Below are 18,519 nucleotides of genomic sequence, written 5' to 3'. Positions count from 1 at the left end.
GGGGACCGAATGAGCATCCGCACCCTGATCAGAGGCGGCCTGGTCGTCACCGCCGCCGACGAGCTCCACGCGGACGTCCTCATCGAGGACGGCCGCGTGGCGGCCCTCGCCGCCACCGGCTCGGCCGCCGCCGGAGCCTGGACGGCCGACCGCACGATCGACGCGAGCGGCAGGTACGTCATCCCGGGCGGTGTCGACGCCCACACCCACATGGAGCTGCCGTTCGGCGGCACCTCCGCCTCCGACACCTTCGAGACCGGCACCCGCGCCGCGGCCTGGGGCGGCACGACCACGATCGTCGACTTCGCCGTCCAGAGCGTGGGCCGCTCCCTGCGCGAGGGACTCGACACCTGGTACGACAAGGCCGACGGCAACTGCGCGATCGACTACGCCTTCCACATGATCCTCTCGGACGTCAACGAACACACCCTGAAGGAGATGGACCACCTCGTCGGCGAGGGCGTCACCTCCTTCAAGCTGTTCATGGCCTACCCGGGCGTCTTCTACAGCGACGACGGACAGATCCTGCGCGCCATGCAGCGGGCCTCCGGCAACGGCGGGCTGATCATGATGCACGCGGAGAACGGCATCGCCATCGACGTCCTCGTCGAACAGGCCCTCGCCCGCGGCGAGACCGACCCGCGCCACCACGGCGAGGTCCGCAAGGTGCTCCTGGAGGCCGAGGCCACCCACCGGGCGATCCAGCTCGCCCGGGTGGCCGGCGCCCCGCTCTACGTGGTCCACGTCTCGGCGGAAGAGGCCGTCGCCGAACTCGCCGCCGCCCGCGACAAGGGCCTGCCGGTCTTCGGCGAGACCTGCCCCCAGTACCTGTTCCTGTCCACCGACAACCTCGCCGAGCCGGACTTCCAGGGCGCCAAGTACGTCTGCTCCACGCCGCTGAGGCCGCGCGAACACCAGGCGGCCCTGTGGCGGGGGCTGCGCACCAACGACCTCCAGGTGGTCTCCACCGACCACTGCCCGTTCTGCTTCCGGGGCCAGAAGGAGCTGGGCCGGGGCGACTTCTCGAAGATCCCGAACGGGCTGCCGGGGGTGGAGAACCGCATGGACCTCCTCCACCAGGCGGTCCTGGACGGGCACATCAGCCGCCGCCGCTGGATCGAGATCGCCTGCGCGACCCCGGCCCGGATGTTCGGCCTCTACCCGCAGAAGGGCACCATCGCGCCGGGCTCCGACGCCGACATCGTCCTCTACGATCCGCACGCCGAGCAGGTCATCTCCGCCGAGACGCACCACATGAACGTGGACTACTCGGCGTACGAGGGCAGGCGGATCACCGGACGCGTCGACACGGTCCTGTCCCGGGGCGAACTCGTCATCGACCGCCGCGAGTACACCGGCCGGGCCGGCCACGGGGCCTTCGTCCACCGCTCCACCTGCCAGTACCTGTAAGGAGAGTCCCCGCATGGACTTCGGCCTCGTCCTGCAAACCGACCCGCCCGCCTCGCAGGTGATCAGCCTGATGAAGCGGGCCGAACGCAACGGCTTCCGCTACGGCTGGACCTTCGACTCCGCCGTGCTGTGGCAGGAGCCGTTCGTCATCTACAGCCAGATCCTCGCCAACACGCGGAAGCTCCACATCGGCCCGATGGTCACCAACCCGGGCACCCGCACCTGGGAGGTCACCGCCTCCACCTTCGCCACCCTCAACGACATGTACGGCAACCGCACCGTCTGCGGCATCGGCCGCGGGGACTCGGCGATGCGGGTCGCCGGCCGCGCCCCCAACACCCTGGCCCGCCTCGGCGAGGCCATCGAGGTCATCCGCGACCTGGCGGAGGGCCGCGAGGCGGTCGTCGACGGCAACCCCATCCGCATCCCCTGGATCAAGGACGGCAGGCTCCCCGTCTGGATGGCCGCCTACGGTCCCAAGGCCCTGGCCCTCACCGGCCAGAAGGCCGACGGCTTCATCCTCCAGCTAGCCGACCCCTTCCTCACGGAATGGATGGTCAAGGCGGTCCGCGACGCCGCCGCGGCGGCCGGCCGCGACCCGGCGTCGGTCACCATCTGCGTCGCGGCCCCCGCCTACGTCACGGCCGACGGCTCACCGGCCGCCCTCGCCCACGCCCGCGACCAGTGCCGCTGGTTCGGCGGCATGGTCGGCAACCACGTCGCCGACCTGGTCTCCCGCTACGGCGAGCACTCGGGGATGGTCCCCGACGAACTCACCGAGTACATCAAGGCCCGCCAGAGCTACGACTACAGCCACCACGGCCGCGCCGGGAACCCGTCCACCGACTTCGTCCCCGACGAGATCGTCGACCGCTTCTGCCTCCTGGGCCCGCCCGAAGCCCACGTCGGGAAGCTGCGCGCCCTGCGCGACCTGGGAGTCGACCAGTTCGCCGTCTACGCCATGCACGACGCCCGGGAGGCCACCATCGACGCGTACGGCCAGCACATCATCCCGGTACTACGCGACTGACTCCACATGCTCGTTGGCGGGCGCGGGTCACCGGGTGGGCGACGAGGCTTGTCCGATAAGCCTAAGAGGGCGGGCTAAAATGCCACGTCACACGCACTCTGCCCCTCGCGGCCCTGTCGCAAAGCTGCTGTAGGTGCGATTCCGTACGGGCGTTCCGCCCCGCACCTTGGAGAGTTCCCGCCGTGTTCGGACAGCCTTCCCGTTCGCATGCCGTCACGGCCGGCGTCGCAGTCGCGGCACTGGCCGTTTCGCTCGTCGGTTGTGGGAGCCCCGAGGGAGGGACGGGGAAAGGGACTGCGACACCGGCGAGCAGTCACGCCGCAACGGCCGCGCCTTCCCCCTCGGCCGAAGGGAGGGTGCGGATGCCGACCGGCCCGGCCGTGAGCATGGCCAAGGCCCGGGACACCGCCGTCGGCCCGATCATGGTGACCAGGCTGGCCGGACCGAAGTCCGGGGTGACCGGCCAGGTGTGGGTCTGGCTCCCTCCCGAGTACAACGACCCCGCGTACGCCAAGACCGGCTTCCCGGTGCTGACCCTGTTCGCGGGCGGCCAGAGCAACGGCTACAACACCTGGGCCGGCAGCGAGCTGCCGATCCAGGAGGAGGACGTGCGGCTGGCCAAGGCGGGCAAGGCCCATCCGTTCATCATGGTCATGCCGGTGCAGAACTTCAGCAGCGACGAGAAGAGGGCGCTGGACTGCTCGGACATCCCCGGCCAGCCCAAGATGGCGACCTGGATGACCCAGGACATCCCGGACTGGGTCCGTTCCCATTTCCGCACCCTCAAGGGCCGCGACAGCTGGGGCGTCATGGGCGCCTCGACGGGTGGGTTCTGCAGCGCCAAGCTCGCACTGCAGTACCCGGACGTCTACCGGGCCGCCGCGCCGATCGACGGCTACTTCGTCCCGGACTCGCGCCTGTGGCAGGGGCACGAGGCGGAGAAGGCGGCCAACAGCCCCGACCAGCTGGTAGCCCAGGGCAAGGCCGACGTGAAGATGCTGGTCACGGCCGGCGGGGCGGACGCGTACGAGAAGGGTGTGGTCAAGAGCTGGATGGCCAAGGCGGCCCCGCCGGTCGCCATCGAGTACTACGAGCAGCCCGGCGGCAAGCATCTGACCTCGGACTTCAAGAAGATGATCCCGGACGCCCTGCAGTGGTTCACCAAGAACCTCGAGGGCCCCGCCCACGACTGACGCCCCGGGGGACCGCTACTGCCGGCCCTTGCCGACGACGAGGTCGGTGTTCCAGGTGTCGCCCGCCTTGATCTTCTTGCCGGTCTCGTCGGTGAAGTCCTCGGTGTAGATGCCGGTCAACGGCAGCGTCTCGCCCGGCGAGGCGGACTGGAGCACGTCGCAGACATCCGCGTAGGAGGCCACCGGGTTGTCCTTCATCTCGGTGATGACGTCGAGTTGCTGCAGTTTCGCCTTCTGCGCGGCCGAGTTGGTGGTCACCTCCGTGACGATCATGCCTTCGACGTCCGGGAACCGCTTCTGGATCTTCTCGACCGCGGGGGCGTCCTCCGCCACGAAGGAGTCGGGCAGCGCGGGGTCGTGCAGGTACGACAGCTCCCACCCGGGATCGTTTCTCTTCTCGCCGGCGGCCAGCGTGTCGATCAGCGGCCGGGCGTGGTCACTGCTGATGGCGTAGAACTGCCCCTCCACTCCGGCGCTCCCGTTGCCGAGCGTGTTGATCCCGACCACTTCGGCCTTGCCGTTGAGCAGCGGACCACCGGAATTGCCGGGATTGACGGTGGCGGAGTGCTGCAGCGTGGAGGGGTAGCGCGGCAAGGACGGGTCCGGGGCGGCGTCCTTCACGTCAGGATTCTGTACGGCACCCGTGGTGAAGACGGGCTTCTGCGAAGTCCCCTGTTCCTCGAACGTGGCGGGATATCCGAGCGCGGTCACGTTGTCGGCGAAGGCGACGTCCTTGCTCTTGCCGAACTTGAGTTCCTTCAGGTCCGGTTGGGGGGACGAGAACGCCAGCACCGCAAGGTCCTCGCAGGGGTCGATGCCGAGCACACGGGCGCTCACGGGCGCCCGGTCCTCCACCTTGACCCGCAACGAGGGCTCCCCCTGAACGACGTGGGCGTTGGTGACGATGAGCCCCTTGGCGGCGTCGTAGATGATCCCGCTGCCGCTTCCCTTCGGGCCGGTGATCTTCACCGTGGCAGGTGCGGCCCGTTCGTAGATCTGCTTGGGGGAGAGGTCGTCGGCGAACACCATCCCATGGCTGCTGGTTGCGAGTACCGCCATCGTGGCGATCGCCACGGTGGTCCCGGCGCGTCCCTTCATGAGCCCGCCGCCTTTCTCCACGCACGGACGACCCCTGTTTTCAGGCTAGCCCCGCCACCGGAAGGTGTCTCGCCGACGCCCGGACGGCCGGGTTCACCTCGGCGTCACCCGGTGTCCCGCCGGACGTCGGGGGCGGGCGGTGGGTCCCGACGGCCCGCCGTGATGAGATGGGGGCATGATCGATGAGTTCCTGGCCCAGGGCCTGCCCGAGGTGGAAGAGGCCGTCCGCAAGGCGGCGGCGGTCGAGATCATGCCGCGGTTCCGGCAGCTCGCCCAGCACGAGGTCGACGAGAAGAACGGCCCGCACGACCTGGTCACCGTCGCGGACCGCAAGGCCGAGGAGCACCTCACGGCCGCGCTGAGCCGGCTGCTGCCCGGCTCCGCCGTCGTCGGCGAGGAGGCCGTGCACGCCGACCCGGAGGTCTACACGGCACTGCGCGGCGACGCGCCCGTGTGGATCGTCGACCCGGTCGACGGCACCCGGCAGTTCGTGGAGGGCGACCCCCACTTCTGCACCCTCGTCGCCCTCGCGCGGCACGGTGAGATCCTCGCCTCCTGGACCTACGCCCCGGCCCTGGACCTGCTGGCCACCGCCGTGCGCGGGCAGGGCGCGTACGCCAACGGCGAGCGGATCCGCAGCGGTTCGCCCGAGCCCGGCGCCGATCTGCGGGTGGCGACCGCCCACCCGCTGTACACCTCCGAGGAGGACCGGCGCTTCCTGTCCCGCCTCGACGTGCCCGGCATCGCCGCCCGGCCCTGCGGCTCGGCGGGCCTGGAGTACCTGCGGGTGGCGCGCGGCGAGATGGACGCGCTGGCCTTCACCTGGCCCTCCGCCTGGGACCACGCGGCCGGGCTGCTGCTGGTGGCGGAGGCGGGGGGCGCGCAGAGCACCGTCGACCGGGTCCCGTTCCGGATCGACCGGGACAACGCCCTGCCGTTCGCGGTGGGCCGTGACCAGGCCACCACGCTCCGCATCCGCGAACTGCTGCGCGGCGAGGACCGAGGAGCCACCAGCCCCACCCCCTAGGCTGGGGGCAGTGGCCGACGTCGGACGAAGGAGCTCTCAGTGCCGTCGATTCTCGACGCAGTCGTGGTGGGGGCGGGGCCCAACGGCCTGACGGCCGCGGTCGAACTGGCACGCCGGGGCCACTCGGTGGCCGTGTTCGAGGCCGCCGGATCGGTCGGCGGCGGGGCCCGCACCGAGGAGCTCACCCTCCCCGGCTTCCGCCACGACCCCTGCTCGGCGGTGCACCCGCTGGGCGCCGGCTCCCCGGTGTTCAAGACGATGCCGCTGAAGCGCTACGGGCTGGAATGGCTGCACGCCCCGCTGCCCATGGCGCACCCCTTCGACGACGGCACGGCCGCCGTCCTCTCCCGTTCCGTCGCGGAGACGGCGGCCTCCCTCGGGCCCCGGGACGCGGGGGCGTACCGGCGCCTGGTGGAGCCGTACCTCGGCCACTGGGACACCCTCGCCCGGGACTTCATGTCCCTGCCGAACACCGCCCTGCCCCGGGACCCGCTCCTGCTGGCCCGTTTCGGCCTCACCGGCCTGCCGCCCTCCACCTGGCTGATGCGCCGCTTCCACGACGACCGCGCCCGCGCCCTGTTCGCCGGGCTCGTCGCGCACGTCATCGCCCCGCTCAGCGGGATCGGCACCGGCGCCGTCGGCCTGGTCTTCGCGCTGGCCGCGCACGCGGGCGGCTGGCCGGTGGCGCGCGGCGGCTCGCAGTCGATCTCCGACGCCCTGGCCGGCTACCTCGCCGACCTCGGCGGCGCCGTCCACACCGGCTTCGAGGTCAAACGGCTCGACGACCTCCCGCCGGCCCGCGCGTACGTCTTCGACACCTCCCCGACCGCGCTGGCCAGGATCGCCCGGCTGGGCCGGGCCTACGACGGCTACCGGTACGGGGCCGCCGCCTTCAAGCTCGACTACGCCCTGGACGGCCCCGTCCCCTGGACCGCCGAGGCCCCCCGCCGGGCCGGCACCGTCCAGATCGGGCCCGGCAGCCGCGACATCGACGCCGCCCTCCAGCTGGCCACGGGCGGCCGCGCCCCCCGCAACCCCTTCCTGATCACCGCCCAGCCCAGCCTGGCCGACCCCGGCCGGGCGCCGGAGGGCAAGCACGTCTTCTGGGCGTACGGGCACGTCCCCGCGGGCTGGGACGGCGACCTCACCGAGGCGGTCGAGCGCCAACTGGAGCGGTTCGCCCCCGGCTTCCGCGACCTGGTGCTGGCCCGCGCCACCGCCGGCCCGCCGCAGCTCGCCGCCCGCAACCCCAACTACGTGGGCGGGGACATCGCCTGCGGCTCCGCCGCCGGACTCCAGCTGCTGCTGCGGCCCAGGATCACCCTCTCCCCGTACACCACCGCCCACCCGGCGGTGTTCCTCTGCTCCTCGGCGACCCCGCCCGGCCCCGGCGTGCACGGCATGTCCGGGCACAACGCCGCCAAGGCGGTCTGGCGCCACCTCAGGAAGGGACAGTGATGGCCAGGATCACCCTCGTCCAGGGCGACATCACCGCACAGGAGGTGGACGCGGTGGTCAACGCCGCCAACTCCTCGCTGCTCGGCGGCGGTGGCGTGGACGGCGCCATCCACCGGCGCGGCGGCCCCGAGATCCTCGCCGCCTGCGAGGACCTGCGCCGCTCCCACTACGGCAAGGGCCTGCCGACCGGCCGGGCCGTCGCCACGACCGCGGGCCGCCTCCCGGCGCAGCACGTCATCCACACCGTCGGCCCCGTCTGGTCGCGCACGGAGGACCGTTCGGAGCTCCTGGCCTCCTGCTACCGGGAGTCGCTGCGGGTCGCCGACGAGCTGGGGGCGCGGACGGTGGCCTTCCCCGCCATCTCCACCGGGATCTACGGCTGGCCCATGGACGACGGCGCCCGCATCGCCGTGGAGACGGTCCGGGGTGCCGGGACCGAGGTCGAGGAGATCAGGTTCGTCCTGTTCGACGAGCGCGCCTACGAGGTGTTCGCCGCGGCGATCGGTTCTTCTTGACAACGGGCGAATTTCCGCGAGCTCTCGGGGCAGCTCGTCGCCCCGGCCTGAGGCCGGACCGGCCGGGGCGCCGGCGTCAGGTGCGCTCGAAGCCGTGGTGGCGGCCGATGGCCGTGAACCCGCGGCGCTCGTACCAGTGGCGCGGCCAGTCGTCCGCGTCGGCGATCAGGAAACGGGTGGCGCAGTGCGCGTCGGCGGCCCCGCGCAGGGCGGTGGCCAGCACCGCGTCGGCGTAGCCCCTCCTGAGGTGGAGCTCGGAGGTGATCAGGTCCTCGATCTGGGCCGTGCCCGAGGCCGGGTCCAGGTAGAGGTCGGCCCACGCGGCGACCTCGCCCTCCGGGGTGCGGGCCCCGATGAACCGCACGGTGTCCGCCCCGCGCCGGGTGGTCTCCCGCCGGTCCACGAGCTGGCGGATCACCTCCTCGCCGACGTCGGGCAGATAGCCCCGCCAGCGGCGGGCCAGCGGCGCGCGGAGCGCCTCCAGGTCCACCTCCCGCGCCCCGCCGCCGGGCGGCACGGGGCCCTGGTGCAGCATGACCAGATAGGTGGAGCGGGTGTACCCGGCCCGGACCAGCGGTCCGGCGCAGGCCTCGCCCGCCTCGTCGTCCAGGACCGTGATCAGGCGGTGCGACAGGTGTCCCATGACCTCGTCGGCCAGGGCCGGCAGCGCCTCGGGGTCGGGCGTCCCGTCGACGACCACCTGGTTGTTGGAGTAGGACAGTGCGAACTCGTCGTCGAGCGCGGCGAATCCGCCGGGGAACGCGACGGTCCGCGCGGCCCTGCGGCGTGCGAAGCCCGCGAGGAAGGTGTTGATCTGGTGCATCTGCGAGCCGGCCATGGGGCGAGCGTAGGCGCCCGGCCCCCGTGACCGCCGCCGAATTTTCCCCCGGTCCGTGGCCTGTGCAACTAGGGTGGCGCCGTGGAGACGTCACCGGAGCCCGAAGAGGACTGGGCCGCCACGCGCGCCTGGGTGGAGAAGACGCTGTCCGGCGGGGAGCGAGTCGAAGGCGCGACCCCGCTGCGGGGCGGATGGACCTCGCGGATGCGCAGACTTCAGCTGACGGGCGGGGCGGCGGGCCCGCGGTCCCTGGTGCTGCGTTCCTTCGTGCGGCCCTTCTACCTCCGGGCCGCCGAAGGGCTGTTGACGCGAGAGGCGGACGTCCTGCGGCTGCTCGGCGGCACGGACGTGCCCGCCGCGGCCCTCGTGGCCGTGGACGCGACGGCCGAGCACTGCGACCACCCCTCGCTGCTGATGTCCCTGCTGCCGGGAACCGTCCGCCTCGACGGTGCGGAGGCGGACCCGCGCGCCGTGCTGATGGCCCGCCGGCTGCTGTCCGTCCACCGGCTGGAGGTGGACGAGCGGGACCGGCCCCGCGCCTACCAGGCGTGGACCTCCCCCGAGCGGGTGAGCGCGCCGGAGCACACCCGCCGGCCGGAGCTGTGGCGGCGGGCCGTGGACGTCATCCGCCGCGAACCCCCGCGGCACCGGGCCTGCTTCCTGCACCGGGACTTCCACCCCGGCAACGTCCTCTTCGAGGGCACCGGCGCGCAGCTGCGGATCAGCGGGGTCGTCGACTGGGTGGAGACCTCCTGGGGCCCGGCCGACCTCGACGTGGCCCACTGCTCGACCGCCCTGGCCCTGCTGCACGGGGTGCCGGCGGGCATGGCCTTCGCCGACCGCTACCTCGCGGCGGGCGGGACCCTGGCCGAGGACCCGGCCGACCACCTCTACTGGCGGCTGCTCGACGCGCTGGCCTTCGCCCCGGACGCCGAGAAGGTCGCCGTGCCCTGGCGCGCGCTGGGCCGCACCGACCTCACCCCGGCGGTGACGGCGGCCCGGCTGGAGGACTACCTCGACGCCCTCTTCGCCCGCTACGGCTGAGCCGGGGGCGGGCCGCCCGCCGCCCCCAGGACCGCCGCCAGCAGCCGCTTGTCCGGCTTGCCGACCTCGGTCAGCGGGATCCGGTCCACGGTGTGCACGGCCCGGGGCGCGTACATCGCCCCCTTGTGCCGGGTCACGTACGCCCGGATCACCCCGGCTCCCGCGTCCCGCCCCGGGACGGGCACGACCGCGGCGTGCACCTCCTCGGTCCCGTCCTCCCGGCGCACCCCGAACACCGCGCAGCGGGCGACGGCGGGATGGGCGAGGAGCAGCTCCTCCACCTCCGCCGGGTGGACGTGCCCGCCGACCACGACGACCCGGTCCCCGAGCCGGTCCACGACGAACAGGTGCCCCGAGGCGTCGAGGCAGCCGACGTCCCCGGTACGGATCCAGCCGTCGCGCAGCACCTCGGCGGTCGCCGCGGGCTGCCGCCAGTACCCGCTCATCGTCATCGGCGTCCGCACGACGATCTCCCCGGTCTCCCCGGCGGGCAGGGGCCGCCCGTCCGCGCCGCGGATCCCGATGGTGACGCCGGGTGCCGCCCGCCCCGCCGTCGGCCGGCCCCCGGGGCCCGTCACCCCGTGCTCGTGCGGCAGCACCTCGGCGATGTTGCCCGCCTCGGTCTGCCCGTACCAGCCGTGCAGCACCGGCCCGAACGCCCGGGCGGCCTCCCGCAGCCGCCCCGCCGAAGCGGCGGTGCCGCCGTAGAAGACGCGCCGCAGGGCGGAGAGGTCGGCCGCCGGACGGTCCGGATGGTCCAGCAGCTCGTAGAGCAGGGGCGGCAGGAGCCAGATGTCGGTGACGCGCTCACGGGCCAGGGCGGCGAGCACCTCGCCCGCCTCGAAGGCGGGCCGGAGCACGACCGTGCCGCCCGCCAGGAGGGTGATGTCCGCCAGGATGCCGGCCATGTGCGCGAGCGGGGTGCAGGCGAGCGCCCGGGGCCGGCTCCCGGCCGGGATCCGGCCCGCGTAGAGGGCCAGCATCGCGGCGTACGGGCCGTGCGCCATCCGCACGCCCTTGGGGATCCCGGTGGTGCCGCCGGTGAAACGGACGCACCAGTCGTCCCCGGGCCGGGCCGCGGCCGCCACCGGCCGGGGCGGGCGCAGCGCCGCGGCCGCCGTGACGTCCTCGAAGTCGGGGGAGGGCCCCAGCGACAGCACGGAGGGCACCGCCGCCCGGGCGAGGAGCTCCCCGGCGGCGGCCTCCGCGCCGGGTGCCATGAGCAGCGTCACCGGGTCGACGCCGCGCGCGATCCGGGCCCGGGCCTGCGCCGCCATGCCCTCGCCCAGGAACACCACCCGGGCGCCGAGCAGGTTCACCGCGTACCGGGCGAGGAGCGCCGCGGGCTGATTGCCCGTCAGGAACGCTACGGACGAGCCCCGTCCGACACCGCGCTCCGCCAGCTCCGCCGCCGTCCGCAGCACCCCCGCACGGAACTCCCCGGCGCGGACGGCGGGTCCGTCGGCGGGGACCAGGAGCTCCCGCCCGGGCTCACGCCCCAGCACCTCCAGCACGGCCTCCACGTAACTCATGTCATCGGTCATGTTCCGCAGGCTAGGAGCGCACCGCTCATGCGGTCCAAGACCGGTTCGGCCATGTAAGGATGCCTACACGGTTATGAAGGGGGACACCGCGATGGACCTGCTCGCCCTGCGCTGCTTCCAGGTCGTCGCACGCCACGAGCACATCAGCCGGGCCGCCGCCGAACTGCGCGTGGCCCAGCCCTCGGTGAGCCGCACCGTCGCCCGCCTGGAAGCCGAACTCGGCGTGGACCTCTTCGAGCGCCGCGGCCGCCGGATCCGCCTCAACCGGCACGGTGCCGCCTTCCTGCGGCGCGTCGACCGGGCGCTGGCCGAACTGGAGGACGGCCGCCGGGAACTGGCGGAGGCGGCCGGAGCCGGCAGCGGCGGCGTGACGGTGGCCTCCGAGACCCTGATGACCCTGGCCGCGCTCCTGCCGGGCTGGCGCCGGGCCCGCCCGGGCATGGACCTGCGGCTGCGCCAGTGCCCCGCCGACGCGATGGCGCACCTGCTGCGCACCCGGGAGGCGGATCTCTGCCTGGCCTCCGAGCCGCTCACCGGATCGGGACTGGAGTCGGTGGAGCTGCTGCGCGAGGAGGTGCTGCTCGCCGTGCCCGACGGGCACCGGCTGGCCGGGCGGGAGGACGTCGCCATGGCGGAGCTGGCGGGGGAGCCGTTCCTCACCCCCGGGCCGGGGCACTGGCAGCGGGAACTCGCCGACCGGCTGTTCGCCCGGGCCGGGCTGCGGCCGGCGGTCGTCTGCGAGGGGAACGAGCCCGGCGCGCTCCTGGACCTGGTCGGCGTGGGCCTGGGGGTCGCCCTGCTCCCGGCGATGGCCCGGGACGCCGGTCTGCGCGCGGACGTGGCCTGGGCGCGGCTGGAGGACGACGGGGCCCGGCGGGTGCTGTGGCTGGTCCGCGACCGCGAGGCCTTCGCACCCGCCGCCGTCCGGGACTTCGCCGCCTTCGCCGTCGCCCACTTCACGGGGGCGCCCACCGCCGGGAAGGCCTGACGCCCGGAGCCGTCAGACGGTCCGTGCGGCGGCCCCCGGAGTGGGCCGGGGGTAGGTGAGGGACCGCTTGACGCTGCCGAACGCGAAGCTCGACTCGATCGAGGCGATCCCGGGGATGGCGTGGATCCGGTGGCGGACCAGGGCCTCGTACGCCTCCAGGTCCTCGATCACCACGCGCAGCAGGTAGTCGCTGCTGCCCGCCATCAGATAGCAGTCCTGGATGTGCTCGATCACCGCCACGTGCTGCTCGAACTCGGCGACCGCCTCCTTGGTGTGCCGCTCCAGGCGGATCCGGACGAAGACGGTGATCGGCAGCCCGAACGCCACCTGGTCCACCACCGCCGTGTAGCCGCGGATCAGCCCCGCCTCCTCCAGCCGGCGGACCCGGCGCAGACACGGCGAGGGGGACAGCCGCACGCGGTCGGCGAGGTCCTGGTTGGACAGCCGCCCGTCCGCCTGCAGCTCCCGGATGATCTGGAGGTCGACGGCGTCCATGGCCACTCCCGGGGTTCCTCGGCGCCCTCTTCGGCGATTCTTGGCAGATCCTGCCCCAAACGTATGTCCGAGCGGCAGAACTGGCAATCGGCTGCCCCCGCCCAAGCCCTAACGTTGCCGGTGAACGGGCCGGACCGGTCCGCTCTCACAGGCAGGAGTGCATCCCTTGGTCGCGACCAGAACCGCCGGCGCGTCCGCGCCTGTCGAACCGGCGGGCCCGCCGGCCGGAGACACCGGCCGGTTCGGGCTCTCCCCGAACGGCCAGGGCATGCTCGCCCTGGCCGTGACCGTGGCCATCTGGGCCGCCTTCGCGCTCAGCGCCCGCGCCCTGAGCGCCTCCACCCTGCTGCCCGCCGACGCCGCCCTGCTGCGCTTCGGCGTCCCCGTCCTCGTCCTGGCCCCCGCCCTGTGGCGGCGCAGGCGCGCGATCGCCGCGGTCCGCCCCGGCGCCGCCCTGAAGATCGTCTGCGGGGCCGGGGTGCCCTTCTTCCTCGCGGCCATGCACGGCGGCTCCCTGACCTCCGCGGCCTTCGTCGGCTCGATCGTCCCCGGGATGGTCCCGCTCTTCGTCTCCGCCCTGATGGCCGCCCGCGGCCGCGGACTCCCCCGGGGCGCCCAGGCGGCCGGGCTGGCGCTGATCGCGGCCGGTGTGGCGGCCCTGGTCTGGCGCTACGTCGTCCCCGTCGACGCCGCCGTACTGGAGGGGACCGCCACCCTGCTCGTGGCCAGCGGCCTGTGGGCCCTGTACACCGTGGGGCTGCGCGAGGTGGAACTCGACCCCGTCGGCTCGATCGGCCTGCTCTGCCTGCCCTCCTTCGCCGTGATCGCGCTGCTGGTCCTCACCGGGGTCCTCCCGACGGGCCTGGCGCACGCGGCGGGCGCCGACATCGCCCTGTTCCTCGTGGTGCAGGGGCTGGGCGTCGGACTGTGCGCGGGCCTGCTGTACGCCTTCGCCATCCGCCGGCTCGGCGCCGAACGCAGCTCCGCCGTCGGCAGCCTCAGCCCCGTCGCCGTGGTCCTGCTCGCCGTCCCCGTGCTCGGGGAGTCCCCGACCGCCGCCGTACTCGTCGGCGTCCCCCTGATCACCGCCGGTGTCGTCCTCGCCCACCGGCGCCCCGGTCCCCGGACCCGTCCCTCCGCCCGCCCCCGTCCCGAGGTCCCCGCAGATGCTTGAGCTCCTCCCCCCGCCGCCCACCGACCCGCTGTGGGACCTGACGTACGAGTTCGGCTCCGACCAGCGGGCCGAGCGGCTGAACCTGGTGCTCGGCGTCTACCGCGACCACACGGGCCGCACGCCCGTCATGGCCGCCGTCCGCGAGGCGGAGATACGCCTCGCCGACCGCTCCGAGTCCAAGGAGTACCGGGGCCTGTCCGGCAACTCCGCCTTCAACCGGGCCCTGCTCAGCCTGGTCCTCGGCGACACCGGCCCGCAGGGCCCGGCCGGCCGGGCCGCGGCCGTCCAGACCGTCGCGGGCTCCGGCGCGCTGCGGCTGCTGGCCGACCTGATCTGCCGCACCCGCCCGGGCGCCACCGTGTGGATCAGCGACCCGGCGTACGTCAACCACCGCCCCATCCTGGAGGCGGCCGGGCTGGAGGTGCGCACCTACGGCTGGCGCGACGCCGAGGGCCGCTTCGACGCGGCCGGCGTCCTGCGCGACCTGGCGGCGGCCACCCGCGACGACGTGGTGCTGCTCCAGGGCTGCTGCCACAACCCCACCGGCGTCGACCCCGAGCCCGAGGACTGGGAGGCCCTGGCCGCACGGGCGGCCCGCGACGGCTGGGTGCCGTTCGTCGACCTGGCCTACCACGGACTCGGCGACGGGCTGGAGGCCGACCTGCGGGCCACCCGCCTGCTCGCCGAGCGGGTGCCGGAGATGCTCGTCGCCGTCAGCTGTTCGAAGAACTTCGGCCTCTACAGCGACCGCACCGGCTGCGCCATCGTCCTGGGCGCCTCGGAGCGGGCCGTGCGGCACGCCGAGACGGCCCTGCAGAACGCCGCCCGGACCCTGTACTCGATGCCGCCCGAGCACGGGGCCGCCGTCGTCACCACCGTCCTGGAGGACGAGGGGCTGCGGGCCGTGTGGCGGGCCGAGCTGGAGGTCATGCGCAGCCGCATCGAGGCCCACCGCACGAGCCTCGCCGCAGAACTGGCGGAGCTCGGCTGGGGTGCGCAGGCGGCCTCGCTCGCGCGGCAGCGGGGGATGTTCTCGATGCTGCCCCTGACCCCCGAGGAGATGCTCCGGCTGCGCCGGGAGTACGCCGTCTACGGGACCACCGCCGGGCGGATCAACATCGCGGGCATCGAGGCGGGCCGGATCCCCGGCCTCGCGCGCGCGGTGGCGGGCGTCCTCGCCGGCCGCTGACCGGACGGAGCGGTGCAGGTCGAAGGCCTCTGGAGAATGGCCGGATAGAACTCACAGAGGACGGTGGGCAGTTGGCCGTGTGGCATCATGGCCGCGTTGTCGACCGCTGGGTTCGCCGGAGGACTGAGGGATGAAGTTACCTGGCTCCGCGTTACCGGCGTCGGAGGACCGCAGGCTCAGGCGGCGGCTGAAGAGGGTGCGCCGGACCTGCGAAGGGCTGCTCGCGGAATGGGGCATGGAGCACGGCTGCGGCATCGACGAGCTCCACGCGCACCTCAGCGAGCGGCGCGGGCGTCCCATCCACCTGATCCCGACGGCCTTTCCCGAACGCCACCTGTTCGGGATATGGCTGAAAACGGATGACTTCGACATCATCGCCTTCGAGAAGGCGGCTTCGGCGTCGCACAAGGAACACATCATCGCCCACGAACTCGCCCATATCGCCTTCGACCACCAGGGGTCCCTGCAACTGGACCAGGCCGGACCCGCGACGCGGGCGCCGGAGGGGGCCGGCGGCGGGGGCGAGGCGGGGGCGCTGTTCTCCGACGTCGACCCCGAGGCCGTGCGCGGCGTCCTGATGCGCTCCCGCTACAGCGACGACGAGGAGCAGGAGGCCGAGACCATGGCCTCCCTGATCCTGGCCCGGGCCAACAAGCGGTGGACCGAGCCCGCCTGGGGGGTGCCGGAAGCGGCCGCCGAGATAGTGGCCCGGATAGAGAGCGGCCTGGGCAGGCCCGAGCAGGGGCCGGCGTGATCTACGCGATCCTCGCGTGGGTCTGTGCCTTCGTCGGCCTCGCGGCCTTCGCCTACCGGCTCCCGGACCTGCTGCGCCGACGGCACGACATCGCCCTGTGGGCGCTGTGCACCTACTTCCTCTGCTCCGGGATCAGCTTCCTGGTCGACCTGGACCTGCTGCGGCTGCACATCTCCGCCTTCTTCGGGCTGCCGAACATCACCTCGCTGATCACCCAGGCGGCGGTCGTGGTGCTCACCGCCGCGCAGCAGGTGGTCCTCGTCTACTGGTCCTCACCGCCCGCCGAGGCCCGCCGCATGGCCCGCCGGCGCGTCCTCGGCTTCGGCGGCGCGCTCGCGGTGCTCGTCGTCTCCTCCTTCTACGTCGGCCCCGTGGCCCACTCGGAGACGGCGACCTCCACCATCCTGCTCAGCATCCAGCACGGCGGATACGCCGTGTACATGTCGTTCTACCTGCTGATCTGCGCGGTCGGGCAGTTCGAGACCGTGCGCCTGTCGCTGCGCTTCACCACCATGGCCAACCGCCAGTGGCTCAAGGTGGGCATGCGCACCGTCACCGTCGGCGCCAGCATGATCCTCGTCTACTGCGTCACCCGCGGCGTCCAGATCGCCGGGACCCGCCTGGACTTCGACGGCAGCGCCCTCGACCCCATCCAGTGGACGGCCGGCAGCGTCGGCGCCCTGCTCCAGATCGCCGGCTGGACCATCCCCTCCTGGGGCATCCGCATCACCCGTGCCCGGGGCTGGATCCGCTCCTACCGCTCCTGGCGGCGGCTGCGGCCCCTGTGGTGGGCGCTGTACCAGGCCTCGCCCGACATCGCCCTGGACCCGCCGCGCTCCCGGCTGCGCGACCTCGTACCGCCCCGGGACCCGCACTACCGCCTCTACCGCCGCGTCATCGAGATCCGCGACGGCCAGCTGATCCTGCGTACCTCCCTCTCCCTGGAGGACTTCTCCCGCGTGGCCCGCTCCCTGGACCTCCCCGAGGACCCGACCTCGCCCCTGGGCGAGGCCCTCCAGGTGCGCGCCGTCCTCAGCCGGCCCGCCGAGGAGCGGGCCGAGCGCGCCGACGCCTCCGAGATCCCCGCGCGGCCGCCGTACGAGGACTTCCGCGACGAGGTGGAATGGCTGAGCCAGGTGGCCTCCTCGTTCAACCGGCTCGGCCAGGGCCGCCCCGGTCCGGTCGACGCGGGCCTGCCGTCATGACGGCACCCGGGCGGGAGGCGGGGGCACCCGCGGACCCCGCGGACCCCGCAGACCCCGGCGCCCTGGTCCCCCTGGCCGCGGGGGCCGTCGCACGCCTGGTCGCCCTCGACGCCGGGCGGGGCGCGACCGCCGCCGTGGCCGCCGTACGGGAGGCCGTGCGACCGCTCCCGCAGCTGGCGGCCGCTCCGCACACCCTGCGCGGGCTCGGCCCCGAGCCCCTCGCCGCCCTCGCCGAGCTGGCCGAGGTCATCGGCTGGATCCTCTTCGACGCGGGCCGCTACCGCCGCGCCCACCGGATGAACGCGCGCGCCCTGGCCCTGGCGGCCCTGTGTGGGGACCGCTGGACGGCCCGGCTCACCCTGCTCAACCACAGCATGCTCACCACCCACACCGGCCACCCCCGCGCCGCCCTGGACGCCGCCGCACGGGCCGCGGCCGGGTCGCGCCCGCTGCCCGCCCGCGTCGCCGGCCTCGTCCTGATCCGCCGGGCCCACGCCACCGCCCTGCTCGGCGCGGACCGCGAACCCCTGCGGCTGATCGCCCGGGCCCAGAGCCGCTTCCTCGACGGGATCTCGGCCCGCGACCCGCACTGGGCGTGGTGGATCGACCAGACCGAGCTCCTCGGCCACCTGGGCTGGGTCCATGCCCGGCTGCGCCGCTGGGACCGGGCCATCCCCCTGCTGTACGAGGCCGCCACCGCCCCCGGCCCCTCCTACCGGCACCTGTTCACCGCCGAGCTCCTCGCGGCCTTCGCCGGAGCCGGTGCCTGGCGGGAGGCGGAGGAGCTCATCGGGCGGATCGCCCCCCGGGCCGCCGCCATCGGCTCGGTCCGCACGACCGAGACGCTGGCCGCCACCGCGGTCGGCCTGCACCACCGCCGAGGGGCCCCGGCCTCCCTCCGGGACGCGGCCGTCCACCTGCGGCAGTCCCTGCCGGCCTAGCCGGCCCCCGGCCGCCCCCGGCGCGACGGACCCGCCGGGCGGCCCCCACCACGCGCGACACGGACCCACCACCCACCACTCCACAGATCGGACGACCCCATGCGCTCTCCACGGATCTCGACGCCCGCCGCCGGCCTGCTGGCCGCGGCGGCCCTCCTCTTCGCCTTCGGCGGTCCGGTGTCCCAGGCCGCCTTCGGCACGCCCACGGCCTCCGCCGCCGCCCCGGCCGCACAGCCCGCCGCCGACCTGCAGGGCACCCCGTACATCTCCACGCACCTCTACTTCGGCACGGGCCGGCACAACGGCAACCCGCCGATCACCGAGGCGGAGTTCAACAAGTTCCTCGCCGACGTCATCACCCCCCGGTTCCCCTCCGGGCTCACCCTCCAGGAGGGCCGCGGCCAGTGGCGTGACAAGGAGGGCGACATCAACAGCGAGAGATCGTACGAGCTCACCGTGATGTACCCGGTGCGCGAGGCCGCCGCCCGCAACGCCGACATCGAGTACATCCGCAGGCTGTACTGCAAGACCTGGGAGCTGGAGTCCGTGGGCCGGGCCGACGTCCACGCCCAGGTCGACTTCTGACCGTCCGGATCCAGACCGCTGCGGCGGACGC

The 18,519-nt window shown here is 73.8% G+C and carries 18 protein-coding genes; 14 read left to right on the top strand and 4 right to left on the bottom strand.

Going from position 1 to position 18,519, the window contains the following annotated elements:
- The first annotated feature begins 9 nt into the window (after nt 1-9).
- The 3 genes from hydA to ACFY0O_RS16640 all read left to right on the top strand — a co-directional run bounded on the left by hydA (nt 10) and on the right by ACFY0O_RS16640 (nt 3,633).
- Nucleotides 10-1,410 (top strand): dihydropyrimidinase, encoded by a 1,401-nt coding sequence (hydA, locus tag ACFY0O_RS16650; RefSeq protein ID WP_388947403.1) that lies wholly within the window; start codon nt 10-12, stop codon nt 1,408-1,410.
- 13 nt (nt 1,411-1,423) lie between these two features.
- The gene (locus ACFY0O_RS16645) at nt 1,424-2,440 is read left to right on the top strand and encodes a TIGR03842 family LLM class F420-dependent oxidoreductase (RefSeq protein ID WP_388947402.1); all 1,017 of its coding nucleotides are present in this window, start codon (nt 1,424-1,426) and stop codon (nt 2,438-2,440) included.
- Nucleotides 2,441-2,802: 362 nt separating this feature from the next.
- A complete protein-coding gene (locus ACFY0O_RS16640; RefSeq protein ID WP_388947401.1) occupies nt 2,803-3,633 on the top strand; it encodes an alpha/beta hydrolase in 831 nt (276 codons plus the stop codon).
- Nucleotides 3,634-3,648: 15 nt separating this feature from the next.
- On the opposite strand, the gene ACFY0O_RS16635 is transcribed toward ACFY0O_RS16640, so the two are convergent.
- Entirely contained in the window at nt 3,649-4,731 is a 1,083-nt protein-coding gene (locus ACFY0O_RS16635; protein WP_388947400.1) for a S1C family serine protease, read from the bottom strand.
- Between the two features lie 175 nt (nt 4,732-4,906).
- Here ACFY0O_RS16635 and ACFY0O_RS16630 point away from each other — a divergent pair, with 175 nt between their 5' ends.
- From ACFY0O_RS16630 to ACFY0O_RS16620, 3 genes are read left to right on the top strand one after another with little or no spacing between them, the layout of a single operon-like run.
- The gene (locus ACFY0O_RS16630) at nt 4,907-5,758 is read left to right on the top strand and encodes an inositol monophosphatase family protein (RefSeq protein WP_388947399.1); all 852 of its coding nucleotides are present in this window, start codon (nt 4,907-4,909) and stop codon (nt 5,756-5,758) included.
- A gap of 39 nt (nt 5,759-5,797) precedes the next feature.
- Entirely contained in the window at nt 5,798-7,216 is a 1,419-nt protein-coding gene (locus tag ACFY0O_RS16625) for a phytoene desaturase family protein (RefSeq protein ID WP_388947398.1), read from the top strand.
- Nucleotides 7,216-7,731 carry an O-acetyl-ADP-ribose deacetylase gene (locus ACFY0O_RS16620; RefSeq protein WP_388947397.1) on the top strand — a complete coding sequence of 172 codons (516 nt, stop codon included), beginning with the start codon at nt 7,216-7,218 and terminating at the stop codon, nt 7,729-7,731. The genes ACFY0O_RS16625 and ACFY0O_RS16620 overlap by 1 nt, the downstream gene beginning before the upstream one ends.
- 76 nt (nt 7,732-7,807) lie before the next feature.
- Here the strand turns inward: ACFY0O_RS16620 and ACFY0O_RS16615 are convergent, their stop codons facing one another.
- Nucleotides 7,808-8,569, bottom strand: coding sequence for a GNAT family N-acetyltransferase (locus tag ACFY0O_RS16615; protein WP_388947396.1), 762 nt, complete (start codon nt 8,567-8,569; stop codon nt 7,808-7,810).
- An 81-nt stretch (nt 8,570-8,650) separates the two neighbouring features.
- Between ACFY0O_RS16615 and ACFY0O_RS16610 the strand changes: the two genes are divergently transcribed.
- Nucleotides 8,651-9,613, top strand: coding sequence for a phosphotransferase family protein (locus tag ACFY0O_RS16610; protein WP_388947395.1), 963 nt, complete (start codon nt 8,651-8,653; stop codon nt 9,611-9,613).
- On the opposite strand, the gene ACFY0O_RS16605 is transcribed toward ACFY0O_RS16610, so the two are convergent.
- The gene (locus tag ACFY0O_RS16605; protein ID WP_388947394.1) at nt 9,604-11,157 is read right to left on the bottom strand and encodes an AMP-binding protein; all 1,554 of its coding nucleotides are present in this window, start codon (nt 11,155-11,157) and stop codon (nt 9,604-9,606) included. The two genes, ACFY0O_RS16610 and ACFY0O_RS16605, sit on opposite strands and share 10 nt — an antisense overlap.
- 73 nt (nt 11,158-11,230) lie before the next feature.
- On the opposite strand from ACFY0O_RS16605, the gene ACFY0O_RS16600 reads away from it, so the two are divergent.
- Entirely contained in the window at nt 11,231-12,145 is a 915-nt protein-coding gene (locus ACFY0O_RS16600) for a LysR family transcriptional regulator (protein WP_388947393.1), read from the top strand.
- Nucleotides 12,146-12,157: 12 nt separating this feature from the next.
- Here ACFY0O_RS16600 and ACFY0O_RS16595 read toward each other — a convergent pair whose 3' ends face one another.
- A complete protein-coding gene (locus ACFY0O_RS16595; protein ID WP_358894874.1) occupies nt 12,158-12,640 on the bottom strand; it encodes an Lrp/AsnC family transcriptional regulator in 483 nt (160 codons plus the stop codon).
- A gap of 166 nt (nt 12,641-12,806) precedes the next feature.
- Here ACFY0O_RS16595 and ACFY0O_RS16590 point away from each other — a divergent pair, with 166 nt between their 5' ends.
- From ACFY0O_RS16590 to ACFY0O_RS16565, 6 genes are all read left to right on the top strand, one after another.
- The gene (locus ACFY0O_RS16590; protein WP_358894873.1) at nt 12,807-13,814 is read left to right on the top strand and encodes a DMT family transporter; all 1,008 of its coding nucleotides are present in this window, start codon (nt 12,807-12,809) and stop codon (nt 13,812-13,814) included.
- Nucleotides 13,807-15,003 carry an aromatic amino acid transaminase gene (locus ACFY0O_RS16585; RefSeq protein ID WP_388947392.1) on the top strand — a complete coding sequence of 399 codons (1,197 nt, stop codon included), beginning with the start codon at nt 13,807-13,809 and terminating at the stop codon, nt 15,001-15,003. The genes ACFY0O_RS16590 and ACFY0O_RS16585 overlap by 8 nt, the downstream gene beginning before the upstream one ends.
- Before the next feature lie 130 nt (nt 15,004-15,133).
- Nucleotides 15,134-15,757: a hypothetical protein gene (locus tag ACFY0O_RS16580; RefSeq protein ID WP_388947391.1), complete on the top strand. Its 624-nt coding sequence runs from the start codon at nt 15,134-15,136 to the stop codon at nt 15,755-15,757.
- Nucleotides 15,754-16,962, top strand: coding sequence for an MAB_1171c family putative transporter (locus ACFY0O_RS16575; RefSeq protein ID WP_388947390.1), 1,209 nt, complete (start codon nt 15,754-15,756; stop codon nt 16,960-16,962). The genes ACFY0O_RS16580 and ACFY0O_RS16575 overlap by 4 nt, the downstream gene beginning before the upstream one ends.
- Nucleotides 16,959-17,903: a DNA-binding protein gene (locus tag ACFY0O_RS16570; protein ID WP_388947389.1), complete on the top strand. Its 945-nt coding sequence runs from the start codon at nt 16,959-16,961 to the stop codon at nt 17,901-17,903. The genes ACFY0O_RS16575 and ACFY0O_RS16570 overlap by 4 nt, the downstream gene beginning before the upstream one ends.
- 99 nt (nt 17,904-18,002) lie before the next feature.
- Entirely contained in the window at nt 18,003-18,488 is a 486-nt protein-coding gene (locus tag ACFY0O_RS16565; RefSeq protein WP_388947388.1) for a DUF3574 domain-containing protein, read from the top strand.
- Nucleotides 18,489-18,519: the final 31 nt, after the last annotated feature.

Origin of the sequence: Streptomyces sp. NPDC001594 (assembly GCF_042893675.1) — a bacterium.
Taxonomy (GTDB): Bacteria; Actinomycetota; Actinomycetes; order Streptomycetales; family Streptomycetaceae; genus Streptomyces.
This window is presented reverse-complemented; position numbering and strand designations above follow the sequence as displayed.